This window comes from uncultured Mucilaginibacter sp. (assembly GCF_937859865.1).
Taxonomy (GTDB): Bacteria; Bacteroidota; Bacteroidia; order Sphingobacteriales; family Sphingobacteriaceae; genus Mucilaginibacter_A.
The window spans coordinates 42393-61204 of record NZ_CALMAT010000150.1; the positions used below are offsets into that span (position 1 = coordinate 42393).

Here is an 18812-nt window from a genome sequence, read left to right on the forward strand (position 1 = left end):
TTTTATTTAAAAACGATTTCAAATCAGCTAAAATTATCTTTTGAACCTCGTCTTCTTCACCCACCCCAATTTTTTAGGACACCAAAGCATGCCGCGTTTTGCCAAAATGCTGGTCGTAGGCATGGCAAAACGTGGCCATCAGGTAGAGATTTGGTCGCCAAAACCGGCCTTTTTCAACTTACCTTTTCCGAAAGCTTTTAAAAAATGGTTGGGTTACCTGGATCAATATTTATTATTTCCGTTAAAAACCCGGACTAAGTTAAAAGCTTCGAACCCAAATACTTTGTTTGTATTGACAGATCATGCGCTTGGACCTTGGCTGCCGCTGGTTGCAAATCGGCCGCACGTAGTACACTGTCATGATTTTTTGGCGCAACAATCAGCGTTGGATTTGATTCCTCAAAATCCTACTTCTTTTACAGGCAAAAAATATCAGGCTTATATCCGGCACGGCTATTCGCAAGCAAAAAATTTTATTTCTGTTTCAAAAAAAACGCAGGCTGATCTTCATCAGTTTGTCAATCCTTCTAACATAAATTCTACAGTAGTTTATAATGGGCTGAACCAAACTTTTGAGGCAATAGAACCTGCAATTGCAAGAAAAGAACTAAGCGCTAAAACAGGATTGGATTTAAGCAATGGCTATTTGTTGCACATTGGCGGAAACCAGTGGTATAAAAACCGTACAGGCGTAATCGAAATTTATGATGCCTGGCGCAGCATCAGCAACCTAACTTTACCATTGTTATTAATTGGTGAATTACCAGATGAAAAATTGTTGGAACGAATTGAACAATCCGCTTATAAATCATCTATTTATTACTTTAACAATATTGAAGACCAATTAATCAGTGCGGCTTACTCCGGTGCTTCCATATTTTTATTTCCTTCTTTGGCAGAAGGTTTTGGATGGCCGATTGCCGAAGCGATGGCTTGTGGCTGCCCCGTGATAACAACCAACGAAGCACCGATGACAGAAGTTGCCGGTGATGCAGGTTTTTTGATTTCAAAACAACCGCAAAATTCCTCAAACATAAAAACTTGGGCACAGGAAGCGGCAAAAACTGTTGAGAAGACCGTCAATTTGGACTTTGCTGAAAGAGCAAAAGTTGTTGCGGCAGGAATTGAAAATGCCAGGCGTTTTAATACCGATCTTGCTTTAAACCAGATCGAAAAAATCTACCAAAACATCCTTCAAAAACCTACTGCTAAATGAAACTATTGCATATTACGGCAAGCATGGACCCAAAAGTGGGCGGTGTTTGCCAGGCAGTCAGAACAATAGTTAAAAGCCTTGGTGTTTATCCGGATGTTCAAAATACAGTCATTAGTTTTGATGCTGCGGATGCTTCTTTTATCGGGCAAAATTCTGATTATGTTGAAGCTTTGGGCACCGGAAAAGGGCCATGGTTTTACAACCCCAACTATCTGCCCTGGCTATTGAAAAACCTGCCACAGTTTGATGCGGTAATTCTACACGGGTTGTGGAATTATCAGGGTTTCGGTTTGATTAAAGCATTGAACCAGTTGAAAAAGCGGAATGCTTCTTTTACCCCTAAATTTTATGTAATGCCTCACGGGATGTTAGACCCCTACTTTCAAAAGGCATCAGGCAGAAAACTGAAAGCGTTACGCAACTGGTTTTATTGGAAATTTATCGAACGAAAAGTGGTTAACCAGGCCGACGGGCTGCTGTTTACCTGCGAAGCTGAACTTCAGTTGGCGCGTACAACTTTCAAACCATATCTTCCTAAAAAAGAACTGGTAGTAGGTTTGGGCGTGGATGAACCTCCTGCTTTTACGCCAGCTATGCGTGATGCTTTTTTAAAGAAATGCCCTGGTTTAATCGCGCCTTACCTCCTGTTTATCAGCCGTATCCATCCTAAAAAAGGCGCTGATCTATTGGTGGATGCCTATATTAAAACACAACCTTTTAATAATTTAAAGGAGGAAGCTGATCGGCTTAATACCAATACTGTTTTTATCGGCAAAAAATTGGCGTCAACAAAATTGGTGGTTGCCGGGCCGGGTTTAGAAACGCCATACGGACAAAAAATCAAAGCTGCGGCAGCTAATTTTAAACAGGCAGAAACAGCTATTTATTTTCCGGAGATGCTGACCGGAGATGCAAAATGGGGCGCATTTTATGGTTGCGAAGCTTTTGTATTGCCCAGCCATCAGGAAAATTTTGGCATTGCAGTGGTAGAAGCTTTAGCTTGCGGCAAACCGGTTTTAATTTCTAACCAGGTAAACATTTGGACTGAAATTGCCGCCGCCCAAGCCGGTATTATTGCTGATGATACCATCGCCGGAACGGAACAATTACTGGAAAACTGGTTTAAATTATCATCCGAAGAAAAACTTCAAATGGGCAAAAACGCAAGGCAATGTTACGAGAAGCATTTTGCCGTTGCCCCGGCAGCACAACGTTTTTCAGAAGCTATAAAAAACTAATTTTAAAATTATTTAAGCATATCAACAAAAGCTTTTAATACATTAAATACCTGATTTTTAAAGCTTATAATTGCCGTTTTGAGCAGCTATAAGCTTTTTTATTATCGGCACTGCATCGTTAATTAAAACCATTCCAAGCAAAATTTATATAATTTAGCGTTTTGTTATCTAAAAAAATAGGGCTAAAAGAAGTATTAAACAGAATTGATGCGAACAGACCTTTCAAAATTTACCGTTGGTAAGTATGTAGCAGGCCCAAAATGGAAAGTATTGGTTTGGCACTTTGTCAATTATTTTATTTTCAACAGTGCTTTCCCTTGGCCTTATCGTGCAAAAAGTGCTTTGTTGCGTTTTTTTGGAGCGAAGATTGGTAAAGGCTTGGTGATCAAAACAAAAGTGAGGATCAAAAACCCGTGGCGTTTGGAAATTGGTGAAAATTGCTGGATTGGCGAATCGGTTTGGATTGATAATTTAGAAGATGTTTTTATCGGAAGCAATGTTTGTTTATCGCAAGGCGCCATGTTGCTGACCGGAAACCATGATTACACGATGAGCGATTTTCCATATAAGTTAGGAAAGATTGTTTTAGAAGACGGCGTTTGGATTGGGGCAAAATCTGTTGTTTGCCCTGGCATTGTTTGCAGGTCCCACGCTATATTAACAGTTAATTCAGTGGCAACCAAAGAGTTAAGTGCCTGGACTATTTATGCAGGCAACCCGGCAGTACGCGTTCGCGAACGTAAATTTGTTGGTTAAATAAGTTTTAATGGCACAAAAGAGAATTTTATTGATCGGTGGAAATTTTTATCCCGAACTGACCGGAATAGGAAAGTACAACGGCGAAATGATGGATTGGCTGGCCGCGCAGGGAAATATTTGCACGGTAATTACCACCTATCCTTATTATCCGGATTGGAAAGTAAAAACGCCTTACAACAAAAAAGCATATTGGTTCAGTAAAGATTTCAAACAAATTAATGCAAATCCTTCTAACCCGATAAAAATTTACCGTTGCCCACATTTTATCCCGGCAAACCCATCTGGTTTAACACGTATTTTGTCTGATATTTCGTTCTGCCTTTCTGCAACCGTAATGGTGTTTTTTTTATTGTTTAAAAAGAAACACAATTATGTAATTACCGTTTCGCCGCCTTTTTTGACCGGTATTTTAGCTATTGTTTATAAAAAATTCAAAGGCGCAAAGTTTTTTTACCACGTACAGGATTTGCAAATTGATGCGGCCGCAGATTTAGGGATGATCAAATCACGGTTGTTGATCAGGCTACTTTTTAGAATAGAAAGGTTTATCATGAAACAGGCAGATTTGCTCAGCAGTATTTCGGAAGGAATGATTGACCGGATCAAACAAAAAGCTGGCAGGGAAAGGGTGAGTTTTTTCCCCAATTGGGTTGATACAACCTTGTTTTTCCCTATTGCCAAAAAAGACGGGATAAAAGAAGCATTCGGGTTTCAAGCTACAGACAAGGTTATTCTATATTCGGGTGCCATCGGCGAAAAGCAAGGGCTGGAAGCGATTTTATATACTGCCGATTCGCTAAAAAACCGTTCAGGTTTAAAATTTGTTATTTGCGGTTCAGGCCCTTACAAAAAGAAACTGGAAGATTTAAAAACAAATTTGCAAACACAAAACGTCGTTTTTTTGCCATTGCAACCGGCGGAAAAACTGAACGAGTTTTTAAATATGGCCGACGTACATTTGGTGATCCAGAAAACAAATGCTAGTGATTTGGTGATGCCGTCTAAACTTACAGCCATTCTTGCAGTCGGAGGGTTAGCAGTTATTACAGCGCCAGTCCACTCAAGTTTGTTTAAAGTTGTCAACAATAACCAAATCGGCTTACTGGCAGAACCGGAAAACCAGGTGGCATTAACAGAAGCCATCCAAAAAGCGCTAAACCCGGAAATGGGCCACATCAACGAAAATGCACGTAATTATGCCAAGCAATATTTATCCATCAACGAAATACTAAAAAAGTATGCCCAAGACATGGCATCAATTAAGTAGAAATTATATTTAATAATTTGTTGACTTTGATACTTCTTTTACCGTATAAAAAAAAGTTTAACCGGTAAAGCAACAAAAACATCGTTTTAAATTTTACCAGGAGTTAAAACTTTGTTATATATTTATCATCATACAAAAACCTTGAAATAAGGTGATTACCCAAATATGGAAAACCGTTATATATTTTTTTTAATTGTTTTACTTTTTCTGGGCGATATTATAGCAATCAATTGTTCTTTTATGATTGCTTATTTTTTGGACAGCCAGAATAATTCGATCATACAATCCTCACACTACAACCTTGATCTGTTGATATTTAACGCTACCTGGATTGCCTCTGGCTTTTTTATGCAGTTGTACCATCGTGAAACTGCTCAGCGCACAGAGTTTATTTTCCAAAAAAGCTGGCGGGCAGTTGTATTACACGCATTAACTTTTAACGTGGTTATTTTGCTAACCAATTATGCTTCGTACTCAAAAAACTTCTTAGTTTATATTTTTGTGCTTGAGGTTTGTGCCTTTGTCATCAGCAGGTTTGTTATTACCGCTTTTGAGCAATACCATATCAAACGGGTTAGGTACAAAAAGAAAATTGCAATTATCGGCTATAACGAAACCGCAAAAAGGCTGGCTGATTATTTCCTGAAAAACCAGATGTCGTATAACTTTACCGGTTTTTTTGACCACACAACAGAAAGTTATACCGATAAAACAAACCACGATGTGATCCGTCCGATCAATAAACTGATGAACTATGCGGTAGAAAATGAAGTAGCAGAAGTTTACTCCACTTTGTTTCCCGAAGACCATCACCACATCAACGATTTGGTAGCCGTGGCAGAGCAAAACTGTGTGCGCTTTAAATTTATCCCTGATGTTACCAAAATTATTAATTCGGATTACGCCATTGATACTTATTTTGATGAAATACCGGTTTTAAGCACCCGCACAGAACCTTTGGAACATATCACTAACCGTATTTTTAAACGGTCGTTTGATATTTTTACCAGTGTTTGTGTGGTTATTTTTATACTTTCCTGGCTTATCCCAATCCTCACGGTCATTATTAAACTGCAATCCAAAGGGCCGGTATTTTTTATGCAGTTAAGGTCTGGCAAAGACAACAAACCGTTTTGGTGCTATAAGTTTAGGAGCATGACCATGAACGATGAAGTTGAACACATACAAGCCACCAAAAATGATTCGAGGGTTACTAAAATTGGGGCATTTATGCGCAAGACAAGTATTGACGAACTTCCGCAGTTTTTTAACGTATTAATTGGCAATATGAGCGTGGTTGGCCCAAGGCCGCACATGGTTAAACATACCGAGCAGTACAAAGCCATTGTGCACCAATACATGGTAAGGCAATTGTTAAAACCAGGCATAACCGGTTGGGCACAAGTGAATGGTTACCGCGGAGAAACCAAAGACCATAAACAAATGGTGAAGCGTGTGGAACATGATATTTGGTACATCGAACACTGGTCGTTGATGTTGGATATTAAAATTATATTTTTAACCATCATCAATACTTTAAAGGGCGAAGAAAATGCTTATTAATTTTTTACCTTTAAATATTTAAAGTGGTATGGTTAAACTTTTGAAGCTCTGTTAAAAATTGTACATAAATAAAAAATTGCATGCTTCTTTTACCGGGTAAAAATTGGTATGGTTGCATTGAACAAATCAAAAAAACAAACGATTTAGATTTTTGGGCGATAAAAAAAGCATTAACCCAAAAGAGACAGAAAAAATTAAACAACTTCAATTTTAAAGCAGCAGGTTTAAGATTACAATTAATTTTATAATTACAGATTAGAACAACAATTTAACAAAAAAACATATGAAAAAGAAAGCCTTGGTTACAGGTATCACTGGTCAGGACGGTGCTTATTTAGCAGAATTACTATTGTCTAAAGATTATGAAGTGCATGGTATCAAACGCAGAAGTTCTTCGTTTAATACTGACCGTATTGATCATTTGTACCAAGACCCGCATGAAGCAAACGTCAGCTTTTTTATGCACTATGGCGATTTGAACGATTCAACAAATTTGATCCGTATCATCCAGCAGGTCCAGCCAGACGAGATTTACAATTTAGGTGCGATGTCTCACGTAAAGGTGAGTTTTGATACACCGGAATATACAGCCAATGCCGATGGTATCGGTACGTTAAGGATTTTGGAAGCGGTACGTTTATTGGGTTTAACCAAAAAAACCAAAGTTTACCAAGCTTCAACTTCCGAACTGTATGGTTTGGTACAGGCAGTTCCGCAATCAGAAACTACGCCTTTTTACCCGCGCTCGCCTTATGCGGTAGCCAAGTTATATGCCTATTGGATTACCGTAAATTACCGCGAAGCTTATGGCATGTATGCTTGTAACGGTATTTTGTTTAACCACGAAAGCCCTTTGCGCGGAGAAACCTTTGTAACCCGTAAAATTACACGCGGAGCAGCAAAAATTGCTTTAGGTTTGCAAAAGAAGCTTTATTTGGGAAACTTAGATGCACGCCGCGATTGGGGCCACGCAAAAGATTACGTAGAAGCAATGTGGCGGATTTTGCAACAGGAAAAACCGGAAGATTACGTTATCGCAACCGGAATTACCACCCCTGTCCGCGATTTTGTGAAAATGGCCTTTAAAGAAGCAGGTATCGAAATTGAATTTAAAGGCGAAGGTGTTGACGAAAAAGGTTATGTAGTATCGTGCAGCAACCCGGAATATCAAATTGAAACCGGAAAAGAAGTTGTTGCAGTAGATCCGGCTTACTTCCGCCCTACCGAAGTGGAATTGTTGATTGGCGACCCAACCAAAGCAATAACCCAATTAGACTGGAAAATTAAATACGACTTGCCAATGCTGGTACAGGACATGATGAGTTCTGACCTGAAACTGTTTACTAAAGAAAAAGCTTTAAAAGAATTAGGTTACTCCATCAAAAACCAGTACGAGTAATAACTGTTAACAGCTATAATAAAACACAACATATTGGAAAAAAGTGCCAAAATATATATAGCCGGCCACAAAGGAATGGTAGGATCGGCTATTATGAGAAACCTGACTGCTAAAGGCTACAATCAAATTATTACCCGTTCTTCTAAAGATTTAGACTTGCGTAACCAGCAGGCAGTTACCGATTTTTTTGCAGAAGAAAAACCAGATTACGTTTTTTTAGCAGCAGCAAAAGTTGGTGGTATTGTAGCCAATAATACTTACCGTGCCGATTTTATTTACGAAAACTTAGCAATCCAGAACAACATCATCCACAACTCCTACTTAAATGGTGTAAAAAAGCTGATGTTTTTAGGTTCAAGTTGCATTTATCCGAAAATGGCACCACAGCCTCTAAAGGAAGAATACTTGCTGACCGGCCTTTTAGAGGAAACCAACGAACCTTATGCCATTGCAAAAATTGCAGGTATCAAAATGTGCGATGCTTACCGCGCACAATATGGCTGCAATTTTATATCAGTTATGCCAACTAATTTGTACGGCTACAACGATAATTACCATCCGCAAAACTCACATGTAATGCCAGCTTTGATCCGCAGGTTTCATGAAGCTAAAGTTGATGGAAAAGATGAAGTAATGATTTGGGGAACCGGAAGCCCGAAAAGAGAGTTTTTGTTTGCTGATGATTTGGCCGAAGCTTGTTTTTACTTAATGGAAAATTATAATGAACCTGCACCAATCAACGTTGGCGTTGGAGAAGATATTACCATTAAAGAACTGGCTTATTTAATCAAAGACACAACCAGTTTTGAAGGCAAAATTACTTTTGATACCACTAAGCCGGACGGTACGCCGCGCAAACTGATGGACGTAACCAAATTGCACAACTTGGGCTGGAAACACAAAATTGAATTGAAAGACGGTATTAAATTAGCGTACGAAGACTTTTTGGAAAAAGCTGAAAATGTAGCCGTGCGTTAATCATATTGGCGATGCTTCTTTTATCGGCATAAAATTAGTGTTCAAATTGAACCTTTTTTAGCTAATATTTCCCGTACGCATTTTGCATCTTCAGGCGTATTTACATTGATTAAAGCACCGGCATTCGGTGCTTTAATTGTTTTTGCCTGATGTGTAAGCAGGATTTTCCGTAGGGAAATATGCTCTTTTTGATGGTATAATTTCAGTTTCGGATAACTCTCCGATTCCCAAATAGCGGCCAATGGTTCGGGCAAACCATCAACCGGACTTTCAAAAACGGTGGCAATTTTAGAATCGTCCCTTTGGTTTGACAAATGTTTTAATGTTTCCAAATCTATTAGCGGAATATCACAAGCAATGATCATCCAGCCACAATTTGGATCATGTTCAAAAGCGGTTAAAATTGCTTCAAAAGGCCCGGCGTTTTCGTATTTGTCGGCCAGTGTTTTGTAATTTGAATTAATTGCCAAAACTTGTTCTTCCCGGCAGGAAATAAAAACTTCTTCGCAACAAAAACCTAATAAATCGGCTAAATAATATTGCTGTTCTTTGCCGTGCCAGTTCATTTTGGCTTTGCTTTCGCCCATTCGGCTGCTTCTGCCTCCGGCCAAAACCAATCCTTTTAAAGCAATTTTCATGTTGATTTTTGTTCTAAAACTGAGTTTTTACTACTTCACACAAAACCTGAAAAACAGTTTTTCTGTCAAATAATCCAGTTACTTCCGTTTGCATATCCGGCAATTGTAAATGGATCGTCCAATGAAATAGTGCGGTTATCCAAAGTAAAAAAACAGGTGCTAAAAGAAGTATGAACGGGTTTGAGTTGAATAATAACTTTTTCATCAGGTTGATTGGTAATAAGGTTAAGCCCCTATAAAAATTGATTGGTTTACTTGCCCAGCAGTTTCAAAAACTTCCCGCTGAAAGCAACAGTTGCACTATCGGCAATGGTAAAATTGCGTCTGGCAATCACCGAGTTTTCTATTTCCAAATGGTTTTTTCCCGGCACATTGATGGTTGCGTTGTCAATCTGGTTGCTTGAAGAGATAACCAGTTTTGCATTATCAGACATCGCATCGCCTACCAAAGCTTGTAAATTAGCTATGTTGCTTCGCTCTAAAAACAAATCCACGCCTTTACTTACTTTTAGGGATAATTTATCCAAAGTGAAACCTGTTATCGTTGTTTTACCTCTGGAATGAAGTTCATTCATACCTGATTTGCCAAGATAAGGAGATGTGGTTATGCTATCTACGGAAGGGCAAACAACGGTAACGCTGTTTTCATAAGCGGTTACACGGGTTGATTCCTTATTTTCAACATCGATCACCAAAATTTTTCCGTTGCGGTGGATGTTAAACCGGTCTTTCCAATTAGTTTTTATCCAAACGCCTGGCTCGTTTCCTTTTTCAACCTGGATGGAAATCAAGTTGGCAGCGCGGTTATCAATGACGTTGAAACCATTAAAAGCAGTTGTTTTTTCGAAACCGTAAAACCTACTTTTGTAAGTGCCTTTTTTGTATTCAGCACGCAAAGCAAAATCGTATGAGAGGAGCGAAATAATGCCGACCAAAACGGCAGTTAAAAATAATTTTGTGCTTGTTTTCATGATACTGTTTTTATGCCTGGTAATTTTGTGTTTTGAATAATTGGTAACGTTTTTCGATTTCATCCAAACTGATATCCAACAGGAAGATGTTCTTGAAAAATTCCGGAAGTTCCTGTTGTAAAAAACGTTCTTTGCGATAGTTTTTCACTTTGTTTTTGGCATCGGCACTTACAAAATAGCCAATGCCGCGCTTGTTAAAAATTACTTCTTGGTTTTGTAAAAACTCATAAGTTCTTGCAACCGTATTTGGATTCACTTGTAGCTCAACCGCTAAATCCCGTACTGATGGAATTTTCTGCTCGGCCTGCCATTTATCCAATGTTATATTTTCGCTTACATAGGCTGCAATCTGCATATATATAGGCTCGTTGTCTCTAAAATCCATTTTTAAACCTCCTTTTCCTTTAGCCTGAAGTAGGCACTTGCCCATAATATTACCACCAGTATTGCTATTACCACAAGTATGATTTGCGTTTGAATTTCCGGTGGAAAAATAGTCCAATAACTTTTTCCATCCGTTATTGTTAGCGGACTAAAAATCGTAGTGCCTACAATTTTATGATCAATCATGGAAGCCATAATCGGACTGTTTATCAACCCCAACAAAAAAATACCGATAAAAAAAGCAAAGCCCGATTTGATGAAATGCAGTTTCTCGAAATAAATGGCACCGAAAAACATGATAGCATGTATGATCGGATAAAGAACAAATGCCATACGGGCCACCCGGTCTTTATCAAATAAATCTAACAGCACATTTTCGCGGCCGGGAACATCATGGCCAAAACTAATGATGATGCTTGCAATTAAATAAAACAGGGCGACATACAGCAATTGGAAGATGAGGAAGGAATACAGCCAGCTCACCAAATATTTTTCAAAATGCGAGGCAGGCAAGGTTAATGTAGGGATTGCTTTCTTTTTATCGCCCAAATCTGCAAAAGTTAAACTTGTAAAAATACTACCGGCCAACGGCAAAAAAATAATAAAAAACGATTCCTGAAACCCTAATAACAAAAAGCCATTGTTTGTAAAAGAAGCAAAACCCATAAATAGGATAAAGAGACCGGCCAAAACGCCAACCGACATCAAATAGGTTTTGTAATTCTCAACCGTGTGCTTTTTAAACAAAGCAGCAAAACGGTTTAGGTTAAATGTTTGGTTCATGGTGCTTATTTTAAAATTTCGGTGATGGTTTGATGCTCATTGGTGATGGCGTTAAACAGCAGTTCCATATCCACTTTGCTGTAACTGCCGTTGGTGTTTTTGCTGATGGTATTTGTTCCGCGGACACTTTCTTCGGCATATAAAACCGCTGTTCCTGTTGTTGCTAAACCGAAAGTCAACCGTTCCGAAATCTCATCCAAACTCCGGTTCAGCACAATTTGCTTGTTGTGCACCACCAGCAAAGTATCAATCAGATTATCCAAATCACGCACTTGGTGTGTGGAAATAATGATGCAACGGTTTTCTGTTAAAGCCAAAGCAATGATTTTGCGGAATTGGCTTTTGGAAGGAATATCCAAACCGTTTGTCGGCTCGTCCATGATCAGCAAAGAAGTGTTGGTAGAAAGGCCGAAAGCAATCATTACCTTTTTTTGCTGGCCGAAAGAAAGTTTGTTCAACTGGCTATCGTTCGGGACATCAAACTCCAGCAGCATTTTGTTAAACTGTGCCTCATTAAAAGCCGGATAAAAATGTGCGGTGCTGTTGATAAACTGTTTTGCAGTAAGCGAAGGCATGTACACTTCTTCGGGGATGAAGAACAAATCTTGCAAAAAAGCCGGCAAACGTTTAGAAGCGTTGTAACCGTTCACTTCGCACAGGCCCTTTTGCGGAAAAACCAGACCGGCAATGTTTTTTAACAAGGTTGATTTGCCGGCACCGTTTTTTCCAAGCAACCCATAAATGTGCCCTTCCTGCATCTGCAGGTTTAGGTTTTGGAACAACGTTTTTTTCCTGCTGTAGCCAAAAGTTAAGTTGGAGATTTTTATCATGTTTAGTGTATTAGATAAATAGTACACTACAAATGTAAATAAGAAAAATTAAGCCGCAAGTATTTTTGAAAATAAATTTTTAGGGCATAAAAAAAGCATCAAACTTGCGCCTGATGCTTCTTTTACCTATAAAAAATTGGCGTATATTACTTTCTTGGTTTTGGCAAACGGGCCGTTAAATCAGTTATCGGGATACTCATCATGCGGCTAATGGGTTTGTTGCCGCGATAAGTGATGATTTTAATTTGTGCCGCTTCTTTGGGCACCGTTAAAGGCTGGGTGTATTTTGGATAAAACCGGTCGGGGAAAGAGTTATCAAAACTGTAATAAATATCCAACGGTTTAATTTCTGTAGATAAAGCAATTGTCATGGTGCTGTCTCTCCTCGAAACGTTTACAATCGGGTCGTACATACTTGGCGCGTAATTAATTTCTGCTTCTTCAAACCGCGGAAACTGGCCTTCCACCCTTTGGGAAAAATTGTCCCAATTCTTGCTTGCCTTTGGCGACCAAAGCGTTTCTGCTATGGCAAGCCCTCTTGGCCAGGTCATGTATTCTGCTTTACGCAAATTATAAACCTGTTCTGTCCATAAATTGGCTTGTCCGCCTTTAATCAGCTTGGCATCAACACTATCCGGCACTGGTTCAAACTGGTACGTTTTATCCAACCGCAACGTAGCATAAACTTTTGATTCGATGGAAGGATCGCCCTGCATGTAATCCAAATAAGCATAAGTAGTTGGGCTCATCACTACTTCGTGGCCCATTTTTGCCGCTTCGATTCCGCCTTTCATGCCGCGCCAGCTCATCACCACAGCGTTTGGCGCCAGTCCGCCTTCCAAAATCTCGTCCCAGCCCATAAACTTTTTGCCTTTGGATTCTACAATCTTTTCGACGCGCTTTTCAAAATAGCTTTGCACTTCTTCCATGTTTTTAAGGCCTTCTTTTTGCATCAGCATTTTAACGGCCTCGCTTTTTTCCCAAAAGTTTTTCGGGCATTCGTCTCCGCCTAAATGAATGTATTGAAAAGGAAAAAGTTGCGCAATTTGCGTAATTACTTTGTCCATAAACTCGTAAACTTTTTCGTTTGCCGGGCATAAAGTGTTGTCAATCAAAGCAACAGGCGGCTGGCCGTGCGACCAGTCCATAATTTCTTCGCCAGAACGCACCTTGTATTTATCGGCACCAGGCGTGCAGGACAGCTCGGGATAAGAAACTACAGCCGCCAAACTATGCCCCGGAACATCAATTTCCGGCAAAATATTTACAAAACGTTCCTGCGCATATTTCACCAGTTCTTTAATATCTTCCTGGGTATAAAAACCGCCGTAAGTACGCGGTTCATCAGCAGGTGGCGGGGCAAAAGTGCCGAAATAACCAACCCGTTTTGCACTGTAAGCGCCAACTTCGGTCAAGCGCGGCAAGCCTTTAATTTCTATGCGCCAGCCTTCGTCATCGGCCAAATGCAGGTGCAGCAAATTGTATTTGTAGCGCACCATGGCATCAATATATTGCTTCACTTCTGCAACGGTGAAGAAATGGCGGGCAACATCAAACATCAAACCTCGCCAGCCAAACCTCGGATAATCAGTAATTTTTACACAAGGAACTGCCCATTTTATGCCTTTTACGGCTGTTTTGCTCTCAATTTCTTTGGGTAGCAACTGCACCAACGTTTGCACGCCATAAAATAAACCGGCTGCTGCGTTGGCTTTGATCACAATTCCTTTTGGCGTGATGGTAAGCTGATAACCTTCTTTTCCGATTGCCGCGTTTTCTGTTGGGTTAAGCGCCAATTTTATGGTGGTAAAAGAAGCATTGCCCTTCAACAAAACGCTTTTGCCGGTAGCCGTTTGGATCTTATTTTTTAAATAGGAAGTAACCGATGAAACTTCTGCCGAAGAACTTGCGCCAATTGTAACCGTGGCAGGCAATGAAAACTGGCCGGAACTTTTAACCATACTTACCGGTTGTGGAATGATGTCAATGGTTTTGGCCGAAGTTTGGCTGAAAGTTTTAAAAGATAACAAACAGCAAAAAAGTAACGAGGAAATTTTAAGCATAACAGCGAGGTTCAAAAAAATAGTTCTTTTATCAACACCAATTTAGGTTTGATAAAAGAACTAAATTTTTACGGCTTTTAAAATTGATTTTACAATTTAAAGCGATGTGCCACCAATTTTATGGCGATAAAAGAAGCATCGGCTACTTTAACGCATACAATTGATTAAACAGCAATTTAAAAGTAGCGTGGGATTGGCCTCTAAAAGTAATATCCGGACCGAAAGCATACAATTTCCCGGCTCCTACCGGCGCCATAAATCCGGCCACACCGTCTTTCAAATATGCTTGCCCAAAAGCCCAGCCGCTGCGCAAAGGTTTATCGGTGGCAAACCAAACCAATGGTTTTACGCCTTTTTCGGTGGCGTTGGCATCCAGTTTAAAAACTGGGCTGTTATCAAAATTAATGTCGGTTTCCTTGTCCATTCCCCAAGCAGCGGGTTGGTTTGGGTCAATGGTAGCCCGTAAAATACTTCCGGGAATGTAATATTTCGTTCCGGGAAGCGGATGGGTTTCGCCGCTGCTGTTTTTCTCCACCAAATCATTATGCACCGGCAAACCCAAATGGTAAGCCAAATTGGTACTCGTTCCCAGCGCAACAATTGATCCTCCAGCTTCCAAAAAAGCTTTCAGTTGCGGGATTGATTTTTCCGGTGTGATTTTGCCCAGCATTTTTCGGAATTCTGCAGGTACATCTTCCGGTTTTGGCATTCGTTCGGCAAACATACTTCTGTCGGCCGCCTCTCCTCCTACCGGCGGAATGGCGCGCGTTACAAAAACGATCACGTCGTACTTATCTTTCAGGTTTCCGGCATCAATATCCTGCGCAAAGATTTGTTCGTATGGAAAATGGTATTGCTCCATCAGCCAGCGTGTCCAGCCGGAAGGGATCGAGCCGCCGTAAGTATCCCAAAGGCCAATCCGCATGGAAGAAACTTTGGTTGCGCCAGTTGGTTTTTCTTTTGAATTCATCGCTTTCACACCTAAATCAGCAGCAGATTTTTCTAAAACTGCCTGCGCTTTTGTTCCTACGGGAATAAAAAACGTACCCGTTTCTGCAGCGTTGCCTTCGCCTTTTGGCAAACGGTAAACTTCAACACCAGCCTTTAGCAAATCGTTTACCGCAATAAAAGCATTGTTTTGTTGGGAACTGAGCAAATAACCGTTTCCGGAAACAGCAGCAAGCGTTTGTTTTGGGGGAGATTGAACCTCGCCGTAAGGAATGCGTTGAAAAGGGCCGTTAAAAGCAGTCAGGATCCGGTCAAAATGAACGCCCATTTGGAAAGCCAAAGTCCAGCCGGCAGAATCATAAGGACGGATTGGCGGGCCGCCGGGATATAAAAAATCATTTGGATGGTCTTGCGGCTCAAACATATCCAGCACATGCGGCCGAAAAGCCTGATCGGTTTTAACCACAAAAGAACCTGCAGGATAAGTTTTTCCTTCCACCGTAAATGCCGCTGTTGCTTTTTGTACCGAAATTCCGGCCTTAATCAAAGCATTGATAAATTTGGTTGCCGTTGGAAAATCAGGCTGATTGGCCGGTAAAATGTACCCACGCGGATCGCGTAAGTCCGGGTTTTTCAAAACGGCATCGTAATATTTCATCGGGATATCGCTGCCACGCGTCATCCAGCCCATCGGATCACCAGCGGTGGCGGTACTGTTTTTATCGGTACTTTTTTGGTCATTGCGGTAAGCCTGCATAATCGCATCTGATTTTTTTGGCGATAAAGTCCAGTAATCTTTGCTGCCTCTTTCGATCGAGTTTTTGCCCATGCGGTAGATGTTGAACAAAACCTCGTCACGCTGGCGCGCTGCATAATCTAAAACAGAATAATTAAGCGAAACCGAATAATCAATGGATTGCTTAAAGTGCCAAACATCCTGCGGCAAAACCGGGTTCGGCGTGGCACCGTTCGGAATTAAACGCGCCGGAACAACCGGTATTTTCTCGGGCGTTGGGCCGCCGATAATTTCCGTCAGCAAACCAATCATGTTATGAAATTGTGTGGTGGTGCGCAAACCGCCATTATACCAGGTTGAGAAACTGGAGCCGGTTAAACGCGTGTAACCGGGTTTGTTCTCCACATTCAAACGGCTGTACATTGCAGCGCCCAAAGCATCAATACCGGTAATCATCAGCGGATCAAAAACATAATTAAAAGGGTCGCGGTACGGCGGGCCAGCCAGCACTGAACCTTCCGGGCCGCGCTGGTGGTGGTTGTACATAATTTGCGGAAACCATTCTACAAACAACTGCCGGTTCATGTTGCTGCTTTCTTTGGTGTTCATCATGTAAAAATCGCGGTTGTTGTCATGACCAATGTATTTTTCATACAAGCGCGGAATGTTCAAATTCCGCTTTTTAGGGTCGCTTTCTTGCATGTACCAGTTGGAAACCAGTTCCTGCCCATCGGGGTTTGCGTGCGTCATCAGCACAATTACATTGTCCAAAATGCGCATCGTTTCCGGGTCTTTCCGGCTTACTAAATTGTACATGGTCTCGATCAATTGGTGTGCACCAACCACTTCCGTTGCGTGTAAACCGCCGTCAATCCAAACCACGGCTTTACCTTCGGCAGCCAAAGCACGCGCTTGTGCATCGGTTAAACCTTCGGCACGAGCTAACCGCTGGGAAATTTCTTTGTACCGCGCCAAATTTTTGATGTTGGCCGGAGAAGAAACGACCATCATGTATTGGTGCCGGCCTTCTTCGGTTAAACCAATATCAACTAATTTGGTGCGGTTGGAGGAGGCCGCCACTTTTTTAAACCAGGCTTCCGTTTGTGTGTAATTGGCCAACTGGTAATCATCGCCAATGGCAAAACCAAAATGTTCTTTTGGCGAGGGAACGTTTTGTGCCGAAACTATTTGAAACAGGAACAGCAGCAGGAACAATGCGGACAACAGTTTTTTAGTCATAAAAACAGCATGAGGTTGATGAATGATTTTTTGAAATTTATTTAGGCAGATAAAAGAAGCATCAGCATTTCGCCCATGCTTCTTTTACCACCTAAAAATCAGTGAAGTTTTTGTTGGTTATTTACTGGCATACAACTGGTTAAACAACAACCTGAACGTGCTGTGCGCCTGCCCGCGGAAAGTAATTTCCGGCCCAAAAGCATACAGTTTGCCTGCACCAACCGGAGCCACAAAAGCGGCAACACCATCCTTCAGGTATTTTTGCCCCCAGGCCCAGCCACTGTCTAATGGTTTATCGGTTGCAAACCAGGCCAGGCGTTTTACACCTTTTGCTTCGGCATTGGCATCCAATTTAAAAACCGGGCTCCGGTCAAAATCCACATCGTTTTGTGCCGGCATTCCGTAATTTGCTGGCTGATCAGTTTCAAAACTGGCACGCAGCAAACTTCCCGGAATGTAGTATTTGGTTCCCGGGATTGGCCTTTCTTTTCCGTTCGGGCCAACTTCTGTTAAATAATTGTGCACCGGCAAACCCAAATGATAAGCCAAATTGGTACTTGTGCCGATGGTAATAATGTTTCCGCCGTCTTGCAAGAATTTTTTAAGCTGAGGAACAGATTTTTCCGGTGTGATTTTTCCTAACCAGGATCGGTATTCTGCCGGGATCGAATCTGCTTTTGGCTGCCTGTCGGGAAACTCCGGCCTTTCTGCACGGCCAACAGGCGGAATAGCACCGGTAACAAAAATCAGCACATCATATTTTTTATGGAGGTCTCCGGCATCAATTTCCTGCGTGTAAACGGTTTGGGCCGGATAATGATATTGCTCCATCAGCCAACGCACCCAGCCCGAAGGAATGGAACCGCCATAGGTATTAAAAATCCCGATGCGGACCGGCGAAATAGCAACGCCACCTGTGGGCGCTTGTGTGGCTGCGGAAACTTTCAACCCAAAACCGGATGCTTCTTTTACCAGTATATTTTGAGCCTGATTTGAAGCAGGAACGTAAAAAGTGCCCGCGCCCATATCTGGCATTCCGCTTACGCCTTTTGGCAAACGGTAAACTTTAACGCCAGCTTTCAACAAATCATTTACAGCGATAAAACCGTTGTTAATAGCCGGACTAATTAAATAGCCACCTTGTGCCGAAGCTAAGTTTTGTTTCGGTGGAGATTGGATTTCGCCGTAAGGAATTTTTCGGAAAGGGCCGTTAAAAGCGTCCGTCAAACGGTCAAACTTTACGCCCATTTGAAAAGCCAAAGTCCATCCGGCAGAATCGTAAGGACGGATCGGCGGCCCGCCTTCGTATTGGAAATCGTTTGGATGGTCTTGCGGCTCGAACATATCCAAAACATGGGGCCGAAAAGCCTGATCAGTTTTAACAATATAAGAACCTGTGGGATATTTTTTTCCGGCAACGGTAAAATCAGCCGTTGCTTTTTGAACCTGAACGCCCGACCAAAGCAAAGTATTGATAAACTTTACGGCCGTTGGAAAATCAGTTTGATCAGCCGGGATGATGTAACCACGTGCATCGCGGTAAGCCGGGTTTTTAAGCACTTCGGTATAATATTTAGAAGGAATGCTTTCTTCTCTGCCAAAAGAAAATTCGCCAGAACGGCTGTTACTGTCTTTTTTGGCTCCACTTTTATCTTTGTTGTAAGCTGTTTTTATAGAGTCTATATATTTTGGATAAAAAGTCCAGTGATCTTCCTTGCCGCGATCAATGGAGTTTTTGCCCATTTTATAAATATTGTATAATAGTTCTGTGCGATAACGGGCTGCATAATCCAACACCGC

Annotated in this window: 16 protein-coding genes and 1 pseudogene; 8 read left to right on the forward strand and 9 right to left on the reverse strand. The window is 41.2% G+C overall.

The annotated features are described in order from the left end of the window. Nucleotides 1-40 precede the first annotated feature (40 nt). The 8 genes from Q0192_RS16355 to Q0192_RS16390 all read left to right on the forward strand — a co-directional run bounded on the left by Q0192_RS16355 (nucleotide 41) and on the right by Q0192_RS16390 (nucleotide 8420). On the forward strand, nucleotides 41-1216 hold the full coding sequence (locus tag Q0192_RS16355) for a glycosyltransferase (RefSeq protein WP_299291105.1): 1176 nt from the start codon (nucleotides 41-43) through the stop codon (nucleotides 1214-1216). Then, nucleotides 1213-2454: a glycosyltransferase gene (locus Q0192_RS16360; RefSeq protein ID WP_299291107.1), complete on the forward strand. Its 1242-nt coding sequence runs from the start codon at nucleotides 1213-1215 to the stop codon at nucleotides 2452-2454. Before Q0192_RS16355 ends, Q0192_RS16360 begins: the two co-directional genes overlap by 4 nt. Nucleotides 2455-2661: 207 nt before the next feature. Beyond that, nucleotides 2662-3210 (forward strand): WcaF family extracellular polysaccharide biosynthesis acetyltransferase, encoded by a 549-nt coding sequence (locus Q0192_RS16365; protein WP_299291109.1) that lies wholly within the window; start codon nucleotides 2662-2664, stop codon nucleotides 3208-3210. A 10-nt stretch (nucleotides 3211-3220) separates the two neighbouring features. After that, nucleotides 3221-4480, forward strand: a complete 1260-nt coding sequence (locus tag Q0192_RS16370; RefSeq protein ID WP_299291114.1) for a WcaI family glycosyltransferase — start codon at nucleotides 3221-3223, stop codon at nucleotides 4478-4480. A gap of 165 nt (nucleotides 4481-4645) precedes the next feature. Continuing rightward, nucleotides 4646-6043, forward strand: a complete 1398-nt coding sequence (locus Q0192_RS16375) for an undecaprenyl-phosphate glucose phosphotransferase (RefSeq protein WP_299291116.1) — start codon at nucleotides 4646-4648, stop codon at nucleotides 6041-6043. 80 nt (nucleotides 6044-6123) lie between these two features. Further along, a complete protein-coding gene (locus Q0192_RS16380) occupies nucleotides 6124-6291 on the forward strand; it encodes a hypothetical protein (protein ID WP_299291118.1) in 168 nt (55 codons plus the stop codon). A 35-nt stretch (nucleotides 6292-6326) separates the two neighbouring features. Next, nucleotides 6327-7442, forward strand: a complete 1116-nt coding sequence (gmd, locus tag Q0192_RS16385; RefSeq protein WP_299291121.1) for a GDP-mannose 4,6-dehydratase — start codon at nucleotides 6327-6329, stop codon at nucleotides 7440-7442. Nucleotides 7443-7475: 33 nt separating this feature from the next. Further along, on the forward strand, nucleotides 7476-8420 hold the full coding sequence (locus Q0192_RS16390; RefSeq protein WP_299291122.1) for a GDP-L-fucose synthase: 945 nt from the start codon (nucleotides 7476-7478) through the stop codon (nucleotides 8418-8420). A 41-nt stretch (nucleotides 8421-8461) separates the two neighbouring features. Here the strand turns inward: Q0192_RS16390 and Q0192_RS16395 are convergent, their stop codons facing one another. The 9 genes and pseudogenes from Q0192_RS16395 to Q0192_RS16435 form a co-directional block, all read right to left on the reverse strand. Beyond that, nucleotides 8462-9058, reverse strand: coding sequence for an NTP transferase domain-containing protein (locus tag Q0192_RS16395; protein ID WP_299291124.1), 597 nt, complete (start codon nucleotides 9056-9058; stop codon nucleotides 8462-8464). Nucleotides 9059-9071: 13 nt separating this feature from the next. Then, nucleotides 9072-9263 (reverse strand): hypothetical protein, encoded by a 192-nt coding sequence (locus Q0192_RS16400; protein WP_299291127.1) that lies wholly within the window; start codon nucleotides 9261-9263, stop codon nucleotides 9072-9074. Between the two features lie 46 nt (nucleotides 9264-9309). Then, nucleotides 9310-10029 carry a hypothetical protein gene (locus Q0192_RS16405; RefSeq protein WP_299291129.1) on the reverse strand — a complete coding sequence of 240 codons (720 nt, stop codon included), beginning with the start codon at nucleotides 10027-10029 and terminating at the stop codon, nucleotides 9310-9312. 10 nt (nucleotides 10030-10039) lie between these two features. Beyond that, nucleotides 10040-10414 (reverse strand): GntR family transcriptional regulator, encoded by a 375-nt coding sequence (locus Q0192_RS16410; protein WP_299291131.1) that lies wholly within the window; start codon nucleotides 10412-10414, stop codon nucleotides 10040-10042. A 2-nt stretch (nucleotides 10415-10416) separates the two neighbouring features. After that, nucleotides 10417-11196, reverse strand: coding sequence for a hypothetical protein (locus Q0192_RS16415; protein WP_299291133.1), 780 nt, complete (start codon nucleotides 11194-11196; stop codon nucleotides 10417-10419). A gap of 5 nt (nucleotides 11197-11201) precedes the next feature. After that, nucleotides 11202-12026 carry an ABC transporter ATP-binding protein gene (locus Q0192_RS16420; protein WP_299291135.1) on the reverse strand — a complete coding sequence of 275 codons (825 nt, stop codon included), beginning with the start codon at nucleotides 12024-12026 and terminating at the stop codon, nucleotides 11202-11204. 146 nt (nucleotides 12027-12172) lie between these two features. Next, nucleotides 12173-14089, reverse strand: coding sequence for a family 20 glycosylhydrolase (locus tag Q0192_RS16425; protein ID WP_299291137.1), 1917 nt, complete (start codon nucleotides 14087-14089; stop codon nucleotides 12173-12175). A 142-nt stretch (nucleotides 14090-14231) separates the two neighbouring features. After that, nucleotides 14232-17012 (reverse strand): M14 metallopeptidase family protein, encoded by a 2781-nt coding sequence (locus Q0192_RS16430; RefSeq protein WP_299291139.1) that lies wholly within the window; start codon nucleotides 17010-17012, stop codon nucleotides 14232-14234. A gap of 117 nt (nucleotides 17013-17129) precedes the next feature. Then, nucleotides 17130-18812: pseudogene (locus tag Q0192_RS16435) on the reverse strand (peptidase); the annotation flags it as partial.